Below are 19,668 nucleotides of genomic sequence, written 5' to 3'. Positions count from 1 at the left end.
TGATGCTAAAAGTCCTCTTACTCTTCATCCTGCTGATCGCGGGGATCGTGCTGGGACCGATGCTTGCGGGGCACCAGGGCTATGTCCTGATCCAGACCGATAATTACAACATCGAAACCAGCGTAACGGGTCTGGTGATTATTCTGATCCTCGCCGTGGTGGTGCTGTTTGCGATCGAATGGATCCTCCGCCGTATTTTCCGTACCGGCGCGCATACGCGCGGCTGGTTCGTTGGCCGTAAGCGCCGCCGCGCCCGTAAGCAGACCGAGCAGGCCCTGCTGAAGCTTGCAGAGGGTGACTATCAGCAGGTTGAAAAGCTGATGTCGAAAAACGCCGACCATGCCGAACAGCCGGTGGTGAACTATCTGCTGGCGGCCGAAGCGGCGCAGCAGCGCGGTGATGAGGCCCGCGCCAATCAGCACCTGGAGCGGGCGGCTGAGCTGGCTCACGGCGACCCGATTCCGGTGGAAATCACCCGCGTTCGTCTGCAGCTGGCGCGCAATGAGAATCATGCGGCTCGCCACGGTATCGACCGTCTGCTGGAAGTCGCACCACGTCATCCTGAAGTACTGCGTCTTGCCGAGCAGGCCTATATTCGTACCGGCGCCTGGGGCTCGCTGCTGGACATCATCCCGTCCATGGCGAAAGCCGGGGTAGGCGACGATGAACATCGCGACGAGCTTCAGCGTCTGGCGTGGATTGGCCTGATGGATCAGGCGCGCGCCGACCTGGGCAGCGACGGCCTGAAAACGTGGTGGAAGAATCAGAGCCGAAAAACGCGCCAGCAGGTTCCTCTGCAGGTTGCCATGGCGGAACATCTTATTGAATGTGACGATCATGACACCGCCCAGGAGATCCTCCTCGATGGTCTCAAGCGCCAGTACGACGATCGTCTGGTGATGGTGATCCCGCGCCTGAAAACCAATAACCCAGAGCAAGTCGAGAAAGTGCTGCGCCAGCAGATCAAGACCGTCGGCGACCGCCCGCTGCTGTGGAGCACGCTGGGTCAGTCGCTGATGAAGCACGGCGAATGGCAGGAGGCGAGCCTCGCCTTCCGCGCGGCCCTGAAGCAGCGTCCGGATGCTTTCGACTACGCGTGGCTTGCCGATACGCTGGACAAGCAGCATAAGCCGGAGGAGGCTGCCGCCATGCGGCGTGATGGGCTGCTGCTGACGCTGCAAAATAACGGTACGCAGCAGTAATCGATCGGGAGGCCAAATGGCCTCCTTTTTTTATCGCCTTTCTCCTGCAACATTCTTTACACCTGCATCCGAAAACGAACCCGCCAATGTAACGATGTCTTTTCATTAACCTTTTTTCGCACACGCGCACTTTCTGCAGCGTGGACTAAATCGTTTTTGAAAGGAAATCTTCATGAACTCGCTTTTATATGCGCTTATCCAGGCGCTGCGCTGCCACCGCTGGCTGCGCCTGCTTGCCTGTGCTTTTATCTTTTCATCGCTGGGGAATGGCTTAACCCAGGTTGTGGTCTTCGGCTTGCTGTTAGCGTGGTCAGCGCCGCCCGCTCTGCTCACCCTCGCTTTTCTTTTCGCTACGGTACCGGGGTTCATCGGCAGCAAATTCGGCGAAAAGCTGTGCTCACACTGTTCTCCGATAACCCTGCTGATACTGACCGAGGGGCTGGGCCTGATCGCCCTGCTCTTTCCCCTGCTTGGCGTGGGTTATCACAGCATTGCCGCGCTGCTGGCCGTGCAATCCGCCGAAGCGCTGCTCGGCGGGATGAGCTGGCCCGCGCTAACGCTGCTTTTCAAGCGCGGTCTCAGCGAAGCGGAGCTGCCTGCTGCGACCTGTCTGGAAAATGTGATTTTTGCTTCACAGGTGTTGCTGGGGACCGGCCTGGGCGTGGTGCTGTTTGAAAAGACATCCGTATTTACCCTGCTGGCCATCGACGCCGCCAGCTTTTTGGGGTCATTGTTACTGCTATGGCTGGCTGGGCGCCGGTTTTCTTCGCCATCGCTGCCTGCACCCGGTGAAGAGGAGGCTCCCGCGGCATTACGCTGGCAGACGTTAACCGTTCGACAGAAGCGCAGCCTGCTCATTTTGCCGGCGCTGGCCGCCGTCGGGTCACCTGCGATGGCGCTTCTTCCGGCGCTGGCCCAGCAGCTCCGCCCCCAGGATGCGGCGGGCCTTGCTCTGCCGCTGCTGTTCGCGAGAAGCATGGGGCAGCTGTGCGGCCCTTTACTGTTAAAAAGAGACAGCCTGGCGCGTTTTGCAACTCATACGCCTCGATTATTGCTTTGCCTTAGCATCTTTCTGGTCGCTTATGGGATGCTGCCGTTTATGGCCGGTTGGATAGGGTATGCGCTGGGGATAATCTTTGTCGCGCATCTGGCCTCGAACGTTCTCTTCGCGGCCGGGACGTTTGGCGTACTCAGTAGTTTTCATATCACGCAAACTGCATCGGCCAGCGGTAAAGCGTGGCGCTGGCAAACGCTTAGCGCCTCTCTTTTCACCGGCATTGCTGCGGTGGTGGCCTCAGCGTTTGGCTCAGTAGAGGCGCTCTATGCTGTCTCGTCAGCGGCCCTGCTGATAGTTGCCCCGATCGTGCGCCGGTATCAGGAATAAGGCATAAAAAAACGCCTGCTATAAAAGCAGGCGTTAAAACAGGTCTGTAAGACAACATATTTGGTGCTTCACTCAACGTTATGCCCATGGTGTCTGATGAGGCCGAAGCGACATCTGTCAGTGGACGATAAGCACCGTAAATGGCTCTGCGTCATTCCTGAGTTTATGAGGCACTAAGGCGAACATAAGAGATGGAATGAGCATCTACACGCATATTATTGCACGTAACGTGCCAACATAACACCAGGAACTTTTACATAACGCAACATTTTAAGATAAAAGGAAATTATGCTGTTAAGCGGCGTCTTAAGCCCCACAATGTGCCGATAAAGGCAGAAATCTGTCGCCAGGCGGAGACAGCAAAACAGATAAAAGAATAATTCTTTGATTTTCAATCGATTGGATGTCGCTGAATCGCGACAATGAAACAGGGCGCTGTCGGGGAATCACTACAGGGATAAAAAGTGGCAGAAAACAAAAAACCCCGCCGAAGCGGGGTTCAAAATTGGTCGGCGAGAGAGGATTCGAACCTCCGACCCACTGGTCCCAAACCAGTTGCGCTACCAAGCTGCGCTACTCGCCGATGTACTGCTTTTTTGAATTTTTAGTTCAATTCATCTAAAAAGTCGTGGTGCGAGGGGGGGGACTCGAACCCCCACATCCAAAGGACACTAACACCTGAAGCTAGCGCGTCTACCAATTCCGCCACCTTCGCAATTCACAACTCTTTCAAATAATGGGGTGGCTAATGGGATTCGAACCCACGACAACTGGAATCACAATCCAGGGCTCTACCAACTGAGCTATAGCCACCACTGTATTCTTTCACGCGGTACTGACTACTTCTCAGACCACCGCAGCTCCAGCACCGGGTTAATGGTGCGCCCGACAGGATTCGAACCTGAGACCTCTGCCTCCGGAGGGCAGCGCTCTATCCAGCTGAGCTACGGGCGCTTAGCGCCGTTGCGGGGCTGGATATTACGTACCTCCGTCCCCGCTGTCTAGTGCTTTTTTGAAAAAAATGCGCGTTTGGTTATGGTTTGCACATTTTGCCGCTTATTCCTCCACTTTCTGCGTGGTGGCGCGGCGACCCAGGCCAAAAAGCTTATACGCAGCCGTCACGGCCGCCAGGAAGATCACCCCGACAAACAGCGACATGCGGGTATCTTCATTAAAGTACATCCCGATTAATACGCAAATCAGGAACGCCATCGTCAAATAGTTCGCATAGGGGAACAGAATGGAGCGGAACGGATGGCTTTCAATTGCCTTTTTATGCGCATGACGGAAACGCAGCTGGCTGATGAGGATAACAAACCATGGCACCATGCCCGGCAGTACGCTGGCGCTGTAGACGTAAACAAACACGCGCTGAGGGTTGGGAATGATGTAGTTCAGGCAAGAGCCAATCAGCAGGATCGCAATAGAAACCGCCACACCCGCTACCGGCACGCCGGCACGTGAGACTTTACTCATCGCCGCAGGCAGCTGGTTATTCTTCGAGAGCGCATAGAGCATGCGGCCACAGCTGTACATTCCGCTGTTACAGCCTGACAGCGCGGCCGTCAGGACCACAAAGTTGATGATACCCGCCGCTGCCGTGATACCAATTTTGGCAAAGGTTAATACAAACGGGCTGCCCGTTGTGCCAATTTCATTCCACGGGAAGATGGTCACGATCACGAAAATCGCGCCCACGTAGAAAATCAGGATACGCCACAGCACTTTGCCTACCGCGCTACGCAGCGTGACCTGCGGATTTTTCGCTTCACCGGCGGTAATACCAATAAGCTCCACGCCCTGATACGAGGCCACAACGATACACAGCGCCGTCAGGAAGCCCTTCCAGCCGCCAGCAAAGAAGCCGCCGTTTTCGGTCAGGTTGCCAAAGCCGATAGCGTGTCCACCGTTGCCAAAGCCGAAGAAAATCACGCCCAGGCCGACGACAATCATCACGATAATGGTGGTGACCTTGATCATCGCGAACCAGAACTCAATTTCACCGTAAAGGCGCACGGCAGCGAGGTTTGCCAGCGCTACCAGCCCCACGGCAATGAGCGCGGGTATCCACTGAACCATGTCCGGGAACCAGAACTGGACGTAGACTCCTATCGCGGTGATCTCTGAGATGCCCACCGCCATCCACATAAACCAGTATGACCAGGCCGTGAGGTAGCCGAAGAAGGGGCTCATATAACGGTGCGCGTAAACGGCGAAAGAGCCGGTTACCGGCTCCAGGAAGAGCATTTCACCCATGGAGCGCATGATGAAGAAGACAAACAGCCCGGCGATGATATATGCCAGTAAAACGGAAGGGCCTGCCCACTTGAGCGTGCTTGCGGAGCCCATAAACAGGCCTACGCCGATAGTGCCGCCCAGCGCTATCAGTTCAATATGACGAGCTTCCAGCCCACGCTGTAGCTCCGGTTGTTTCTCTGCCATAGATCCTCGATTGTGTTTGCTGTTTCCCGGCTTAATACCGGGTATTGTTTTTTAGGGGGACTAAAATACGGTGCGAATGGTTTCTTAAAATCGACCAAATGGCAAACGATGCATAAAAAAAATGAATGCATTGCACAGATTATCAGCAGTTTTGCAGGCGAGTTGCAGCGCGAATAGCATATCGCGCTACATTTTGATTACATTTTGCCGGTGTAATGCCAGGCGAGGTAGCGAAGCAGTCGGATCTGTCGTTTAATACGCGTCGGTTGCGATAGCAGGCGGTACAGCCACTCCAGCCCCAGATTTTGCCAGACCTTTGGCGCACGCTTAACGTGGCCGGTAAAGACGTCGTAGGTGCCGCCGACGCCCATGTAGAGGGCATCCGGACAGACCAGACGGCAGTCACGCATTAGGATCTCCTGCCGCGGGGACCCCATCGCCACGGTGACAATTTTCGCCCCGCTGTCGCGAACGCGCTCAAACAGCGCCTGCCGATCTTCCGGTTTGAAGTAACCGTCCTGGCTGCCGACAATATTAACATTCCATTGACGACGCAGTTTCTCCTCCGTCTGGGCCAGTATCTCCGGCTTCCCTCCAATCAGGAACACGGGCGTACCCTGCGCACCGGCGCGGGCCATAAGCTGCTCCCAGAGATCGGCACCCGCCACGCGGGAAACATTAGCATCAGGATACTTTTTACGGATAGAGCGGACCACGCTGATGCCGTCCGCGTATTTAAATTCGGCCGCGTCTATCAGGCTTTTGACCTCGGCGTTGTCCTCCACCGCCAGCATCTTTTCCGCATTGATGGCGACCAGCGTGCCGGATTTCATCTGGCCGTCGGCGAACAGAAAATCCAGCGCGTGCTGCATATCGCGCCAGCCAATAAGCTGCAGACCACGAAGCGCATAGCGCGGTGCAGAAGTATTATCAGTCATTACTATCCTTACTCAGACTTGCGACAGCGTTGTGCTGCCCTGCCGCTCGCGCTTGTGCACAAGCCCTGCGCTGTCAAACAGCCAGTACAACAGTTTGGCCAGCAACAGGCAGAGGCCGAAAACGACCATGAAAAACACCACGCGCGAAACGAATGAATCCAGTCCTTCACGCGCCAGAACGATCATATTGAAAATGGCACCAAAGCAGAAACTGTGCAAAATGGCCGCTTTGTAGCGGTTGGTCTCTTCGTTACCGCGCAGGTAAAGCCAGTCGAACCACTTAATAATCAACCCCACGGCAACCGCACCGGGCAGAATGAACCACGCTCCGCCCATCACCACCAGGGAACCGATCAGCGTAGGTGAAATTGCCAGTCCGGAATGGTTGTTCAGCACTTCCCAGGTAAAATAGTTCGCGGTATTGAGCACCACGCCTGGCCGGTCCGGCCATAGCCACGTCGGAATAAACACGTAGAAGTCGCGAACAATCGGCGCCAGCCCCTGGAAATCAATCTTGTCGTAATTTTGCAGCAGCAGCGCCAGGTTTTCCCACGGCGAGAACGTATCGCGCGTCAGGTAGAGGAACGTGTAAAACGCTTCATCACCTGCCACGTTCATCCCATACCGCTTCAGCGCCAGCCAGAACATCCCCACGATGCCAAACACGCCTGCTGCAGCCAGCATCCACAGCGAGATCCAGCCGCGGATGATGCCGATAAACAGGAAGATGGCGAAGGCGATGATGATGTTCGCACGCGTGCCGCCCACAATCATGTAGGTCAGGATACCAAACGCGACGGTGCTCACCAGGAAGAACAGCCACGCTTTGCTGTCCTGGCGCAGGAAGAAGATCACCAGCATAGCCGGGATGAAGAAGTAGAAGAAACGCTTAAGCGCCACGCCCGAGACTTCGGCAGAAAAAATCTGGCTGTAGGAGTGGAGCTTAAACAGCAGGAAGCCGTTATGCATGAAGAAGATACCGACGCTGACCAGGGCGATGGTCATCAGCATCACCCACGTCAGATGGGTCTCCACCCGATTCATGGTAAAAAGCGCGCGACGCGGGGCCGAGGCCTGCGCCGAACGCAGACGCGTTTTATAGGTAACATAGTAAACCGCATAGAAGCAGGTCGCGGCCAGAAGCGCCTGAAGCAGGATTTCCGGCGGCGCGACGCTCACGTCAAATCGGAAGACCAGAATGCTGGTGAGCGGGAAGCCGAAAAAGAAGGTCAGCAGAAACAGTAACGAGAAGAACACGTTAAAGTTGAAGCGCACCCGGCGGAATTCAAACCAGGTCAGCGTGGCGATAAACAGGGTGCTCAGAAGCCAGACAACCAGTAAGCCGCTGAATTGCAACTGACTCATGCTTTGTCTCCTGAAGCGATACGCAGCGCGCGATGCCACGGCGTGAGGTAGTTCGGGCTAAAGAAGTTGATGGTACTTTTATCCACCAGCGCCAGCTGGCGTTGGGCTTCCCGCACGACCTCAACGCTCAGCGCGTCTGAGGTAAACAGCACCGGAATATGCTGTTCGGTCATGTCCTGCCAGAACGGGTTGTCGCGGTTGAGCACGCACGGTACCCCCGCCTGAATCAGCAGACACAGCGTGCCAATGCCCTGCTGCCGGGCAAAGATGAAATAGCCGAGATCGCATTTTCTCAGCAGCGCAAGATATTCATCAAAATCCAGCTTATCGCTGAGGATGTTGAGATTCTCAGCGCTAAACAGCGCCAGCCCCTGCTGGCGTACCTCATTGATGTAGGCATCGTTATTGGCCGGATACCCCATCGGCACCACCACGTTCACCGTGTCGCCAAACTGCTGATGCACCGCCCGCAGCGCCGCGACGTGTTCATTACTGCGATCGCCGGAATTTCCCACCAGAATGGTCAGCTTACCTTCACGCACCGCGTCATGTGCCATGGCGTTCAGCGACGGATCCATGCGGGTGGGGAAATAGAGCAACTCGCCGCGCACGTTCGGGTGCTGTTTAGCAAAATAGTTGAGATCGCCGCGGGTAGCAAAAACGCAGCCCACGCGCCCCTGGGCCATGCGGCGCAGAGGATAGAAAAGACGGAATTTCCAGCCGCGGGAGACTTCGTAGAGATCGGCTCCCCAGATATGCCAGCTGAACTGGGAGGGTTTAATCCCCCCGCCGAGCAGTGCCAGCCACAGGCCGGTATTAAACTGCCCGTGGAAGAAGAAACGTTGCTTACGATCCGCTTTGGCTCTGGCAACGACCGCCTTCGCCAGCGTGGCCTTATCCGGCCAGAAGCGAATCGTCAGTGCCGGAAACGCCTCGCTCAGGCCCTTATCCTGACCTGCAACCATAAACTCACGGGCATCGGGATTACCCGGTGCCAGCGCGTCGTTGAAGAACCGCAAAACGGTCTGGTTATGGTGTGGGATATCCGATCCCAGGATGTGAATCAGTGCAGTCATGCGCGTTTACGCCACAATAAAAATACGCCGCAACAGGCAGCGAAATAAACGATATAGGTTGCCATATAGGCCTGAGCCGCCCCCAGCGCACCGTGCGCGGGTATCAGCCAGTGCGAGAACGACGTCAGTAATACAAACTGGCTGATTTCCGCCAGGATATACAGCCGCAGGGACGCTTTTGCTATCACCAGATAGCCGAAAACGTAAGCACCTACTTTCAGCACATCACCCACCAGCTGCCAGGCAAAGAGATCGCGCATGGCGGTGAACTTCGCCGAGAACAGCAGCCAGATGGCGACATCGCGCAATAGCCAGACGGTAAAGCTGGCCGCCGCGACGGCCGGCAACACAAAGCGCAGCGAGCGAAAAATCTCGCGCGTAATATCCTGTCTGGACGTCAAGCGCGATAAGGTTGGCAGCAAATAAACGCTAAAGGAAGCCGTAATAAACTGTAGGTAGGCGTCGGAAATACTGCTTACGCCCTGCCAGATCCCCACTTCATCCCAGCTGTAGTGCGCCGCCAGCAGGTTTCGCATCATCACGTAGGCCACCGGCAGCGTGACGGATGTAATGAGCGCCATCAGGGTGAATTTACCCAGCTGGCTGGCAAGCGCCTTGTCCCACTGCGGTTTGAGGTAGCTCAGAGGAATGACGCCCCGACGCATCAGCATCAACGCCGCAGGCACAACAACCAGCGCCGGAACCAGCGCTAAGCCCAGCAGTGCGCCTTCATAGCCACCCAGGCGATAGCAAAAGTAATAGGCGATCACGCCGATGACGCTGCCCAGGATTAACGCCAGCGCGTTTCCGGCGGCATCGCGAAAGCCTTTCATCAGCGCCAGCAGCAGGTTCGCCCAGGCAATGCCCATCTGAACCAGCGCCACCAGACGCACCAGCCCCTGATAGTGGGTGTGGCCGAACAATCCTTGGCTGATGGGCGCCGCCGCCAGCAGAAAGATAATCGCCATCAGGGTCGAAAAACCCGTGACCATGGCCGAAGAGGTGCCCACCACCCTGCGCAGCTGAGCCGCATCATCATGATGCTGAGCAACGTATTTGGTCACGCCGTTGAAGATTCCCGCACCGGCCAGCACCCCAAGGACGGTGACAAGCTGGCGGAAATTTCCCGCTAGCCCCACGCCAGACGGGCCAAATGAGACGGCCAGGAGCTTGACGACCAGCAGCCCGGCGCCAATTTTTACAAGCGTGGACGCGGCGGTCCACACCGATGCTTTTGCCAGAGACATATCAGCCGAAATAGCTCAGAAGGGTATTAATCACCGTACGCTGGTTAACAGGCGCGAGGTTGTAGAACAGCGGCAGGCGAAGCAAACGCTCACTTTCTTTCGTAGTGTAACGGTCTTCACCCGTAAACGTGCCAAACGCTTCTCCGGCCGGGCTTGAGTGCAGCGGGATATAGTGGAACACCGCCATAATTTCGGCCTCTTTCAGCCAGGCGATGAGATCGCTGCGATCGTCGTTATCGCGCAGCTTGATGTAGAACATATGCGCGTTGTGGACGCAATCTGCCGGGATGGTCGGCAGCTCGATACGCCCGGCTTTAGCCAGAGGCGCAAGCGCATCGTAATAGGTTTGCCACAGGGAGAGACGCTGCAGGTTGATACGCTCCGCGGCCTCCAGCTGCGCCCACAGGTACGCCGCCTGCAGATCCGCCATCAGATAGCTGGAGCCAATATCGCGCCAGGTGTATTTGTCTACCTGACCGCGGAAGAACTGGCTGCGGTTGGTGCCTTTTTCGCGGATCACTTCCGCACGCTCCACGAGCGCCCGGTCGTTAATCAGCGTCGCGCCACCTTCACCACCCGCCGTGTAGTTTTTGGTTTCGTGGAAGCTAAAGCAGCCGATATGGCCGATCGTGCCCAGCGCGCGTCCCTTGTAGGTGGACATCACGCCCTGCGCGGCATCCTCCACCACAAACAGGTTATGCTTTTTGGCGATGGCCATAATGGTGTCCATTTCACAGGCCACGCCCGCGTAGTGAACCGGCACGATTGCGCGCGTTTTGTCGGTGATCGCCGATTCAATCAGCGTCTCATCAATGTTCATGGTATCCGGGCGGATATCTACAAAGACAATTTTCGCCCCGCGCAGGACAAAGGCATTCGCGGTGGAGACGAAGGTATAGCTCGGCATAATCACTTCATCGCCGGGCTGAATATCCAGCAGCAGCGCCGCCATCTCCAGGGATGCCGTACAGGACGGGGTCAGCAACACTTTGGCGCTGCGAAAACGCTGCTCCATCCACTGCTGGCAGCGACGGGTAAAACCGCCGTCACCGCAGAGCTTGCCGCTGCCCATGGCAGACTGCATATAGTCGAGTTCCGTGCCGACGACGGGGGGAGCGTTAAATGGAATCATCTTGTCACCTGTATAACCAGTAGGCGGTGGCGTCGATGTTGGCACCACTCGCAATATAACGTTTAAGCGCGGCGGTGTTGCCCAGCTGGGTCGCTACCCGCAGCGTCACAAGCTGCTGCTGCTGCGCCCAGTGCAGCGCCGCCTGCATGAGTTTCTCACCCATGCCGCGCCCGGCTAATAAGCCAATACGCGCCTCGCGCGCGTTGAGCTTACGCAGCGAAACGAAACCCTGGATCTGACCGTCTCCTGTGCGGAAAACCAGACAGACATGGTCAAAGGTGCCTTTAACCGCATTCTCAATCCACTGGGCATAGAAACGTCCGCTATCGTCTGGCGCGTACCAGGGCGCGCGAAAGCGGCTCTGCGCAAAGGCCTGGGCCGCCATCTCACGCAGCGCGGGAATATCCTGTTCCGTTGCCGTTTCCGCGCCGGACGCATCGTGCCGGGAAAGGGTAATGGAAAGATCGACCTCACCTTCAACCAGCTGAAAGCCGTATTGCTGGAGCGCGTCAAGCAGATCGGCACGCTCCGCCGGGATCTTCGCCTGCACCCGTTGCCAGGCGGTGAAATCCGATTCAGCCAGTACCGGCGCGTCGTCGCGCAGGCGCACGATGGCCGACGGCAGGCCGAAAAAGGCACTCTCCCACTGCAGGGACTCGAGCACCCCATTCAGGCTGTTCAACGCCAGACGCCTTTAGTATCGACAATATACTGCTGACGAACGGCATCTCCGGACGTCGCTTTAAACGCTTTGTGATCCACCAGCAGCACCAGCACGTCCGCCGTCGCCAGCGCGTCGTCCAGCGCCGTCAGCGTGCAGTGCCCCGCCAGTTTTGACGGTAATTCATGAATGTTCGGCTCAACCACCAGCGTTTCACCCTTGTGCCATTCGGCAATCATCTCGGCAATTTCCATCGCCGGGCTTTCACGCAGATCGTCAATATTGGGTTTAAATGCCAGACCAAAGCAGGCAATCTTCAGCTCGCTGGCGCGCTTGCCGCTCTCTGCCAGGCAATCCGCTACCGTCGCTTTAACCTGACTGAGCACCCAATGAGGCTTGCTGTCGTTCACTTCACGCGCGGTGCGGATCAGGCGTGCCTGCGCTGGATTTTGCGCCACGATAAACCACGGGTCGACGGCGATACAGTGTCCGCCCACGCCCGGGCCCGGCTGGAGTATGTTTACACGCGGATGGCGATTCGCCAGGCTAATCAATTCCCAGACGTTAATTCCCTGATCGGCACAGATCAGCGACAGTTCGTTCGCAAAAGCGATATTCACGTCGCGGAAGCTATTTTCCGTCAGCTTGCACATCTCGGCAGTGCGGGAGTTGGTTATCACGCACTCGCCTTCGAGGAAAATCTTGTACAGCGCGCTGGCGCGTTCGGAACAGACAGGCGTCATACCGCCAATAACGCGGTCGTTTTTAATCAGTTCGACCATGACCTGACCCGGCAGCACGCGCTCCGGACAGTAGGCGATGTTGATATCCGCCTGCTCTCCCGCCTGCTGCGGGAAACGTAAATCAGGGCGCGCGTCGGCCAGCCACTGTGACATCTGCTCGGTGGCCCCCACCGGAGAGGTCGACTCCAGGATCACCAGCGCCCCTTTCTTCAGCACAGGTGCGATGGATTTTGCCGCCGCCTCGACGAACGCCATGTCGGGCTCGTGGTCGCCTTTAAAGGGCGTTGGAACGGCAATCAGGTAGGCATCCGCTTCTACCGGGATCGTGCTGGCACGCAGGAAGCCTCCCTCCACCGCCTCTTTCACCACGCGGTCAAGATCGGGCTCCACAATATGAATTTCGCCACGGTTAATGGTCTCCACCGCGCGGGCGTTGATATCCACACCGACAACCTGTTTTTGACGAGAGGCAAACGCCGCAGCGGTGGGCAGGCCGATGTAGCCAAGACCAATGACAGAGATGGTATTAAAACTCATAGCGATACCCGATTGTGTTTAAGTGCATGCAAAATACGGCCACAGGCCTGCCCGTCTCCATACGGATTATGGGCCCGGCTCATCGCCTGGTAGGCTTCATCGTCGTGCAGCAGGTGCGTGACCTCTTCGACGATGAGCTGCGCGTTGGTGCCGACCAGACGGACGGTACCGGCTTTGACCGCTTCCGGACGTTCAGTCGTTTCACGCATCACCAGCACCGGTTTACCGAGGGAAGGCGCCTCTTCCTGAATGCCGCCGGAATCGGTGAGGATCAGCCAGGCATGGTTCATCAGCCAGACAAACGGCAGGTAATCCTGAGGTTCAATCAGCAGGACATTGTCGACATGACCCAGAATGCGGTTAACCGGCTCGCTGACGTTAGGATTGAGGTGAACCGGATAGACAATTTGCACATCGTCGTTCTGCGCGGCAATTTCCGCCAGCGCGTGACAGATTTGCTCAAAACCGCGGCCAAAGCTTTCGCGCCGATGGCCTGTGACCAGGATGGTTTTTTTGCCGTTGTGGAGGAACGGATAGCGGGCAGCGAGTTCTTTTTTAAGATCGTCATTGGCGAGGACGCGGTCACGTACCCAAATTAATGCATCAATGACCGTATTGCCGGTGACAAAGATTTTGTTATCGGCGATATTTTCACGCAGCAGGTTCTGACGTGAGTTTTCCGTTGGCGCAAAGTGGTACATCGCCAGATGGCCCGTTAACGTGCGGTTGGCCTCCTCCGGCCACGGCGAATAAAGATTGCCGGTACGCAGACCCGCTTCAACATGCCCCACGGGAATACGCTGGTAAAACGCGGCCAGACTGGTCGCCACGGTCGTGGTGGTGTCGCCGTGTACCAGCACCACGTCAGGCTTGAATGACTCCAGGATCGGCTTAAGATCTTGCAGAATGCGGCAGGTTATCTCCGTCAACCCTTGCCCCGGCTTCATAATATTAAGGTCGTAATCCGGGGCGATGGAGAAGAGCGTTAAAACCTGATCGAGCATCTCACGGTGCTGGGCCGTGACGCACACTTTCGCTTCAATATCAGGATCGCTGGCCAGCGCATGAACCAGAGGTGCCATCTTGATGGCCTCAGGCCGGGTGCCAAATACGGTAAGTACTTTCACATCGATTCTCTTCGATTAGACGATGAAGGCTATGCCTTCATCGTAAACGGCGTTCTTAGTTTGTACGACGACGCGTTAACGCCACGCCAGCACCAACGAGTGCCCCCACAATCCCCCACATGATCATCAGGAATGCGCGGCGCGGACTGTCGCGTTTTACAGGTTCTTCAGGCGTTCGCAAATAACGATAGGTCTGAAAACGCGGGTCCAGGGATGGACCGACATTGAGCGTATTAAGCATCGCGCGATTTTGATCGTAGTCGAGGTCAAAATCAGGCCCAACGGCCTTCAGGTTTTCCAGGCGCGCCTGCAGCATAGGGCGACCAAGCAGGAACATTTCAGAATCAGGCAGCTCATCAGCCGGCACGTCCGTCTCCGTACGGGAAATATTGTGCTGTTCCGCAATTTTCAGCGCCTGCTCAACGTTATGCACGCGACGACCGAAAATGGTATTCGCCACCTCTTCCTGACGTTTCACCTGCGCTTTCATCTGAATGTTGCGGGCCGCCCAGGCGCCTTTAAGCTCTTCGTTAAGATGGCTTGCGGCACGCTGGCTGGCAAACGCGACGTACTGGCGCAGCAGGTTGTTGGCGTCAGGCGCGGTTTCTGCAATCAGCTTGACGCTGTCATTCACGTTACGCAGCGCGTCGCCCGGCATAAACTGAATATTGTTAATCAGATCGTCCAGCAGGGCGGCATCGGCTTTGGTGTTATCCACCCGGCGCTGCTTGAAGTAGTCAGTCTGGGACCAGAAATCGCGGCGGGTATCCCACGAAGCCAGCTGCATCACAAACTCTTTATAGGCTTCATCCATAACGGAAGCCTGGTCAGGTGTGGCAAGACTGGCTTTAATATCCAGGTTTCGCAGGAATTGCTGCTGGGAATAATATCCCCCGAGCATGTTAACCGTTGGTTTATCCGTGATTGCCGTGGCGCTCCACTCTTGCTTTGCAAAGAAGGTATAAGCCAGCGCCAGGAGCGCAAACCCCAGCGCGATCCCCGCAATCCAAAGTTTGCCTGCCCATAACACGCGAAACAAACCCCGAATATCCAGTTCATTCTCAGTTACCACTGATTTCGCTCCCGCCAACGGTTGAGTCATCATAGTCCCGGTTTTACTTAGTTAATGTTGTATGTTTGCCACTGTTACGACGCATCCTGCGCTTAATACGTTTAATGAAGCGTGCTACTTTCCATGCGCGCTTGATGCAGTAGCCATAGAGAGAAAAAGCTAGCAAGAACAATACCAACATAGCCCATTCAGGCACAAAATGTGTATATTCCGCCGTCACGCCAATCCCCGCCAGAATAGCAGCCGCCAGCGTAATAAGCACAAATGCCTGTCTGGAAGTGAACCCGGCTCGCATGATCAAGTGATGAATGTGCTGGCGGTCAGCAGAGAAAGGACTCATCCCTTTACGCAGGCGGCGATACATAATCGCAACCATATCCATTAACGGGATAGCGATAATCCATAATGCCGTCACCGGGCTAACAGGATGAACATCACCCTGAGTGGTTTCCAGCAAGATCCAAATGATAGTAAAGCCGATAAGGGTGCTACCCGCATCACCCATGAATACCTTATAGCGCCGTCCCAATGCGCCGAGGTTTAACAAGATATAAGGCAGGATGGCCGCAATCATGGCAAAACACCACATAGCAAGGCTATATTGCCCATCGAACCATAAAATGAAACCTATTGCGGCAAACGAGACGCAGGACAAGCCTCCCAGCAAACCATCAATACCGTCAACCATGTTGAACGCGTTGATCGCGACCCACACGGCAAATAGCGTCAGGAAGTAACCGAACGGACCGAGTTCCATCTCCCAGGAGCCAAAAATATAGCCAAGGCTGCTCAAGTGCAGTTTAGCGAAAACCATCATAGCGATCGCCACAGCAGCCTGAACGAAGGCGCGGATTTTGACGCTAATATCATAACGGTCATCAAGAGCGCCAACCACCACCAGTACCGTCGCGCAGGTCAGATACAGCCTGGCATGCGGAATATAGTAATCCGCGATAGCAAACGTGAAGCAGATCCCCGCGAAAACAGAAATGCCACCGACCAGAGGGATCATGCCTTGATGACGTTTACGAAAGTTGGGTTTATCCACTAACCCCAGATATTTCGCCACCTTACGTGCCAAAAACAAAAAGCAGGTGGTAAATAAGAAAATACTGGTTAGTTCAGCAAACGTATCAAGTAGGTTCACAATGGATGTTCTCAACAAATGTTAGTCAAGGAAGTATAACCATCAAGGCGCTGAGCCTGAAGTTATAAAGCAAACCTCTTACAGTTCCATTTGTTTATTATTCAAGCTATTAATGTTTTTACTGTGCGAATTATCTTATTGTCGCACCGCCCAGTCAAAAATTGGGAGTACAGGGTACTAGCGTATAATCCATAAAAGAAAAACGCCACGTAAAAACGTGGCGTTCGCTGGCTTTATTTGCGTTACGAGCGCTTCATCATGTCGAAGAAATCGTCGTTGGTTTTGGTCATCGCCAGTTTGTTAATGAGGAACTCCATCGCGTCAATTTCACCCATTGGATGGATGATTTTGCGCAGGATCCACATTTTCTGCAGCTCTTCCTGCGTGGTGAGCAGCTCTTCTTTACGGGTACCGGAACGGTTGTAGTCGATAGCCGGGAAGACGCGTTTTTCAGCGATCTTACGAGAAAGATGCAGTTCCATGTTACCTGTACCTTTAAATTCTTCGTAAATCACTTCGTCCATTTTTGAACCGGTATCGATCAGCGCCGTCGCGATAATGGTCAGGCTGCCGCCCTCTTCCACGTTACGCGCGGCACCGAAGAAGCGTTTCGGACGGTGCAGGGCGTTAGCATCCACACCACCGGTCAGCACTTTACCGGACGCCGGAACCACGGTGTTGTAGGCGCGCGCCAGACGGGTAATGGAGTCAAGCAGGATGATCACGTCTTTCTTGTGCTCAACCAGGCGTTTCGCCTTCTCGATGACCATTTCCGCAACCTGAACGTGGCGAGAGGCTGGCTCGTCGAAGGTTGAAGCAACCACTTCACCTTTAACCAGACGCTGCATCTCGGTCACTTCTTCCGGACGTTCGTCAATCAGCAGCACCATCAGTACGCAGTCTGGGTGATTATAGGCGATGCTCTGCGCGATGTTCTGCAGCAGCATGGTTTTACCCGCTTTTGGCGGCGCCACAATCAGACCACGCTGGCCGCGACCAATAGGTGATGCCAGATCCAGAACGCGCGCCGTTAAGTCTTCGGTCGAACCGTTACCACGCTCCATGCGCAGGCGAGAGTTCGCGTGCAGCGGCGTTAAGTTCTCAAAGAGGATCTTATTACGCGAGTTTTCAGGTTTGTCGAAGTTAACTTCGTTGACTTTCAACAGCGCAAAGTAGCGTTCACCCTCTTTAGGAGGACGAATCTTACCTGAAATGGTGTCACCAGTGCGGAGGTTGAAACGGCGGATTTGGCTAGGGGATACGTAGATGTCGTCAGGGCCGGCGAGGTAGGAGCTGTCTGCAGAGCGGAGGAAACCAAATCCGTCTTGCAATATCTCCAGCACACCGTCGCCAAAGATATCTTCGCCACTCTTAGCGTGCTGCTTCAGGATGGCGAAAATGATGTCCTGCTTGCGCATACGAGCCTGGTTTTCCAGCCCCATATTTTCGCCGAGAGTGATCAGCTCAGAAACCGGCGTATTCTTTAATTCGGTAAGATTCATAATGGTGTGGGTTCTTAAACTCGGGGTGATTCTCGAACTTAATGTTGTGAATGGTATGGCAGGGTCATCCATGCCTGTTTAGCGGCCATCAACTCATGTCTGTTCGCTGTCTGGTCACAGGGAAAGAACGCAGAACTGAAACGACAAGACGGATTTGAGTGACAAGCCCGGAATTTAGCCACTTCACGCACTGTTCATGTCAACAACGGGAAGTATCGGGTAAAACAAGATTCAAACAACAAGATATGTTTAAAACGAAGTCATAGCTAACTTAGCACGACTTCAGCCGGGCGTCCAGAGTTCCACATCATTTAGCCGGGAGCTCTGAACGCGCAGCGGAGAAACCTTACGCCAGGTTAGCGTCCAGGAACTCTTTCAGTTGACCTTTGGACAGCGCGCCCACTTTGGTCGCTGCCACTTCGCCGTTTTTGAACAGCAGCAGGGTCGGGATGCCACGGATACCGTATTTTGGTGCGGTGCCCGGGTTCTGGTCGATGTTCAGCTTGGCAACGGTCAGTTTGCCCTGATATTCGTCAGCGATCTCATCCAGAATCGGGGCGATCATTTTGCAAGGACCACACCATTCAGCCCAGAAATCGACGAGGATCAGCCCGTCAGCCTTAAGTACGTCCGTGTCAAAACTGTCGTCAGTCAGGTGAATAATTTTATCGCTCATATATAACTCCACAGGAATAAGCCTGGTACGTTGGTTTTGTCTCCACCAACGACGTGTTGATGTCGCATTAACCAACTAAAGGTTGACTTTATTTCACCGGATACGCTTTCGTAAAGCAATAGTAAGCTGATATTCTACCACACTATGAGCAAAACACATTTAACAGAACAGAAGTTTTCCGACTTCGCCCTGCACCCAAAAGTGATCGAAGCCCTTGAAACTAAAGGGTTTCATAACTGCACGCCCATTCAGGCCCTCGCGCTGCCGCTGACGCTGGCCGGTCGCGATGTTGCAGGGCAGGCGCAAACCGGTACCGGCAAAACGATGGCGTTTTTGACGTCAACGTTTCATTATTTACTTTCTCACCCAGCGATTGCAGACCGCAAAGTTAACCAGCCGCGCGCGCTCATTATGGCCCCGACGCGAGAACTGGCGGTACAGATCCACGCAGACGCTGAACCCCTGGCACAGGCTACTGGTCTCAAGCTTGGCCTGGCCTATGGCGGTGACGGCTACGATAAGCAGCTGAAAGTGCTGGAAAGCGGCGTGGATATCCTGATCGGTACCACCGGCCGTCTTATCGATTACGCCAAACAGAACCACATCAACCTCGGCGCAATCCAGGTTGTGGTGCTTGATGAAGCCGACCGTATGTACGATCTGGGCTTCATTAAAGATATCCGCTGGCTTTTCCGCCGCATGCCGCCGGCCAATCAGCGTCTGAATATGCTGTTCTCTGCCACCCTCTCTTATCGCGTGCGTGAACTGGCGTTTGAACAGATGAACAACGCCGAATATGTGGAAGTGGAGCCTGAGCAGAAAACGGGTCACCGCATTAAGGAAGAGCTCTTCTATCCTTCTAATGAAGAGAAAATGCGTCTGCTGCAAACGCTGATCGAAGAAGAGTGGCCGGACCGCGCCATTATCTTCGCAAACACCAAACACCGCTGTGAGGACATCTGGGGCCATCTGGCTGCGGACGGTCACCGTGTTGGCCTGCTGACCGGCGACGTAGCGCAGAAAAAACGCCTGCGCATCCTTGACGAATTTACCCGTGGCGATCTTGATATTCTGGTCGCAACCGACGTGGCGGCACGTGGTTTACACATTCCAGCCGTGACGCACGTCTTTAACTACGATCTGCCAGACGACTGCGAAGACTACGTACACCGTATCGGTCGTACCGGTCGTGCGGGCGCAAGCGGTCACTCAATTAGCCTTGCGTGTGAAGAGTATGCGCTGAATCTTCCAGCCATCGAGACCTATATCGGTCACTCTATCCCGCAGAGCAAATATAATCCGGAAGCGCTGTTAAGCGAACTGCCGCCGCCTAAGCGTCTAACCCGCCCACGCTCCGGCAATGGTCCGCGTCGTTCAGGCGGCGCACCGCGTAATCGTCGTCGTTCAGGTTAAAAAA

16 protein-coding genes and 4 tRNA genes are annotated in these 19,668 nt (G+C 55.2%); 3 read left to right on the top strand and 17 right to left on the bottom strand.

The features are described 5' to 3' along the window. Positions 1–2: 2 nt before the first annotated feature. Complete coding sequence (gene hemY, locus L6R44_RS20300; protein ID WP_032644801.1) at positions 3–1,202, top strand: protoheme IX biogenesis protein HemY; 1,200 nt, start codon at positions 3–5, stop codon at positions 1,200–1,202. Positions 1,203–1,374: 172 nt separating this feature from the next. Then, complete coding sequence (locus L6R44_RS20295; RefSeq protein ID WP_237425238.1) at positions 1,375–2,586, top strand: MFS transporter; 1,212 nt, start codon at positions 1,375–1,377, stop codon at positions 2,584–2,586. Between the two features lie 506 nt (positions 2,587–3,092). On the opposite strand, the gene L6R44_RS20290 is transcribed toward L6R44_RS20295, so the two are convergent. The 17 genes from L6R44_RS20290 to trxA all read right to left on the bottom strand — a co-directional run bounded on the left by L6R44_RS20290 (position 3,093) and on the right by trxA (position 18,251). Further along, positions 3,093–3,169, bottom strand: a tRNA-Pro gene (locus L6R44_RS20290). Between the two features lie 46 nt (positions 3,170–3,215). After that, positions 3,216–3,301: transfer RNA gene (locus L6R44_RS20285), tRNA-Leu, on the bottom strand. A gap of 22 nt (positions 3,302–3,323) precedes the next feature. Beyond that, positions 3,324–3,399: transfer RNA gene (locus L6R44_RS20280), tRNA-His, on the bottom strand. A 64-nt stretch (positions 3,400–3,463) separates the two neighbouring features. Next, positions 3,464–3,540, bottom strand: a tRNA-Arg gene (locus L6R44_RS20275). 102 nt (positions 3,541–3,642) lie between these two features. Further along, the gene (thrP, locus tag L6R44_RS20270) at positions 3,643–5,028 is read right to left on the bottom strand and encodes a bifunctional threonine/serine APC transporter ThrP (RefSeq protein ID WP_237425237.1); all 1,386 of its coding nucleotides are present in this window, start codon (positions 5,026–5,028) and stop codon (positions 3,643–3,645) included. 197 nt (positions 5,029–5,225) lie between these two features. Continuing rightward, complete coding sequence (wecG, locus tag L6R44_RS20265; protein WP_237425236.1) at positions 5,226–5,966, bottom strand: lipopolysaccharide N-acetylmannosaminouronosyltransferase; 741 nt, start codon at positions 5,964–5,966, stop codon at positions 5,226–5,228. A 12-nt stretch (positions 5,967–5,978) separates the two neighbouring features. Beyond that, positions 5,979–7,331: an ECA oligosaccharide polymerase gene (gene wzyE, locus L6R44_RS20260; RefSeq protein ID WP_237425235.1), complete on the bottom strand. Its 1,353-nt coding sequence runs from the start codon at positions 7,329–7,331 to the stop codon at positions 5,979–5,981. Continuing rightward, positions 7,328–8,407: a TDP-N-acetylfucosamine:lipid II N-acetylfucosaminyltransferase gene (locus L6R44_RS20255; RefSeq protein WP_237425234.1), complete on the bottom strand. Its 1,080-nt coding sequence runs from the start codon at positions 8,405–8,407 to the stop codon at positions 7,328–7,330. Before L6R44_RS20255 ends, wzyE begins: the two co-directional genes overlap by 4 nt. Then, a complete protein-coding gene (gene wzxE / locus L6R44_RS20250) occupies positions 8,404–9,654 on the bottom strand; it encodes a lipid III flippase WzxE (protein WP_237425233.1) in 1,251 nt (416 codons plus the stop codon). The genes L6R44_RS20255 and wzxE overlap by 4 nt, the downstream gene beginning before the upstream one ends. A gap of 1 nt (position 9,655) precedes the next feature. Then, positions 9,656–10,786 carry a dTDP-4-amino-4,6-dideoxygalactose transaminase gene (rffA, locus tag L6R44_RS20245; protein ID WP_237425232.1) on the bottom strand — a complete coding sequence of 377 codons (1,131 nt, stop codon included), beginning with the start codon at positions 10,784–10,786 and terminating at the stop codon, positions 9,656–9,658. Between the two features lie 4 nt (positions 10,787–10,790). Then, on the bottom strand, positions 10,791–11,468 hold the full coding sequence (gene rffC / locus L6R44_RS20240) for a dTDP-4-amino-4,6-dideoxy-D-galactose acyltransferase (protein ID WP_237425231.1): 678 nt from the start codon (positions 11,466–11,468) through the stop codon (positions 10,791–10,793). Further along, positions 11,465–12,727 (bottom strand): UDP-N-acetyl-D-mannosamine dehydrogenase, encoded by a 1,263-nt coding sequence (gene wecC / locus L6R44_RS20235; RefSeq protein WP_237425230.1) that lies wholly within the window; start codon positions 12,725–12,727, stop codon positions 11,465–11,467. Before wecC ends, rffC begins: the two co-directional genes overlap by 4 nt. After that, positions 12,724–13,854, bottom strand: a complete 1,131-nt coding sequence (wecB, locus tag L6R44_RS20230; protein ID WP_237425229.1) for a non-hydrolyzing UDP-N-acetylglucosamine 2-epimerase — start codon at positions 13,852–13,854, stop codon at positions 12,724–12,726. The genes wecC and wecB overlap by 4 nt, the downstream gene beginning before the upstream one ends. A gap of 55 nt (positions 13,855–13,909) precedes the next feature. Next, positions 13,910–14,956, bottom strand: coding sequence for an ECA polysaccharide chain length modulation protein (gene wzzE, locus L6R44_RS20225; protein WP_237425228.1), 1,047 nt, complete (start codon positions 14,954–14,956; stop codon positions 13,910–13,912). Between the two features lie 13 nt (positions 14,957–14,969). After that, positions 14,970–16,073, bottom strand: coding sequence for a UDP-N-acetylglucosamine--undecaprenyl-phosphate N-acetylglucosaminephosphotransferase (gene wecA / locus L6R44_RS20220; protein WP_032644814.1), 1,104 nt, complete (start codon positions 16,071–16,073; stop codon positions 14,970–14,972). A gap of 242 nt (positions 16,074–16,315) precedes the next feature. Then, positions 16,316–17,575, bottom strand: a complete 1,260-nt coding sequence (gene rho, locus L6R44_RS20215; protein ID WP_008501566.1) for a transcription termination factor Rho — start codon at positions 17,573–17,575, stop codon at positions 16,316–16,318. Between the two features lie 346 nt (positions 17,576–17,921). Further along, positions 17,922–18,251, bottom strand: coding sequence for a thioredoxin TrxA (gene trxA / locus L6R44_RS20210; protein WP_006179218.1), 330 nt, complete (start codon positions 18,249–18,251; stop codon positions 17,922–17,924). Positions 18,252–18,395: 144 nt separating this feature from the next. On the opposite strand from trxA, the gene rhlB reads away from it, so the two are divergent. Next, positions 18,396–19,664, top strand: coding sequence for an ATP-dependent RNA helicase RhlB (gene rhlB / locus L6R44_RS20205; RefSeq protein WP_032644815.1), 1,269 nt, complete (start codon positions 18,396–18,398; stop codon positions 19,662–19,664). Positions 19,665–19,668 lie beyond the last annotated feature (4 nt).

The organism is Enterobacter cloacae complex sp. ECC445 (assembly GCF_021892025.1).
Lineage (GTDB): Bacteria > Pseudomonadota > Gammaproteobacteria > Enterobacterales > Enterobacteriaceae > Enterobacter > Enterobacter chengduensis.
This window is presented reverse-complemented; position numbering and strand designations above follow the sequence as displayed.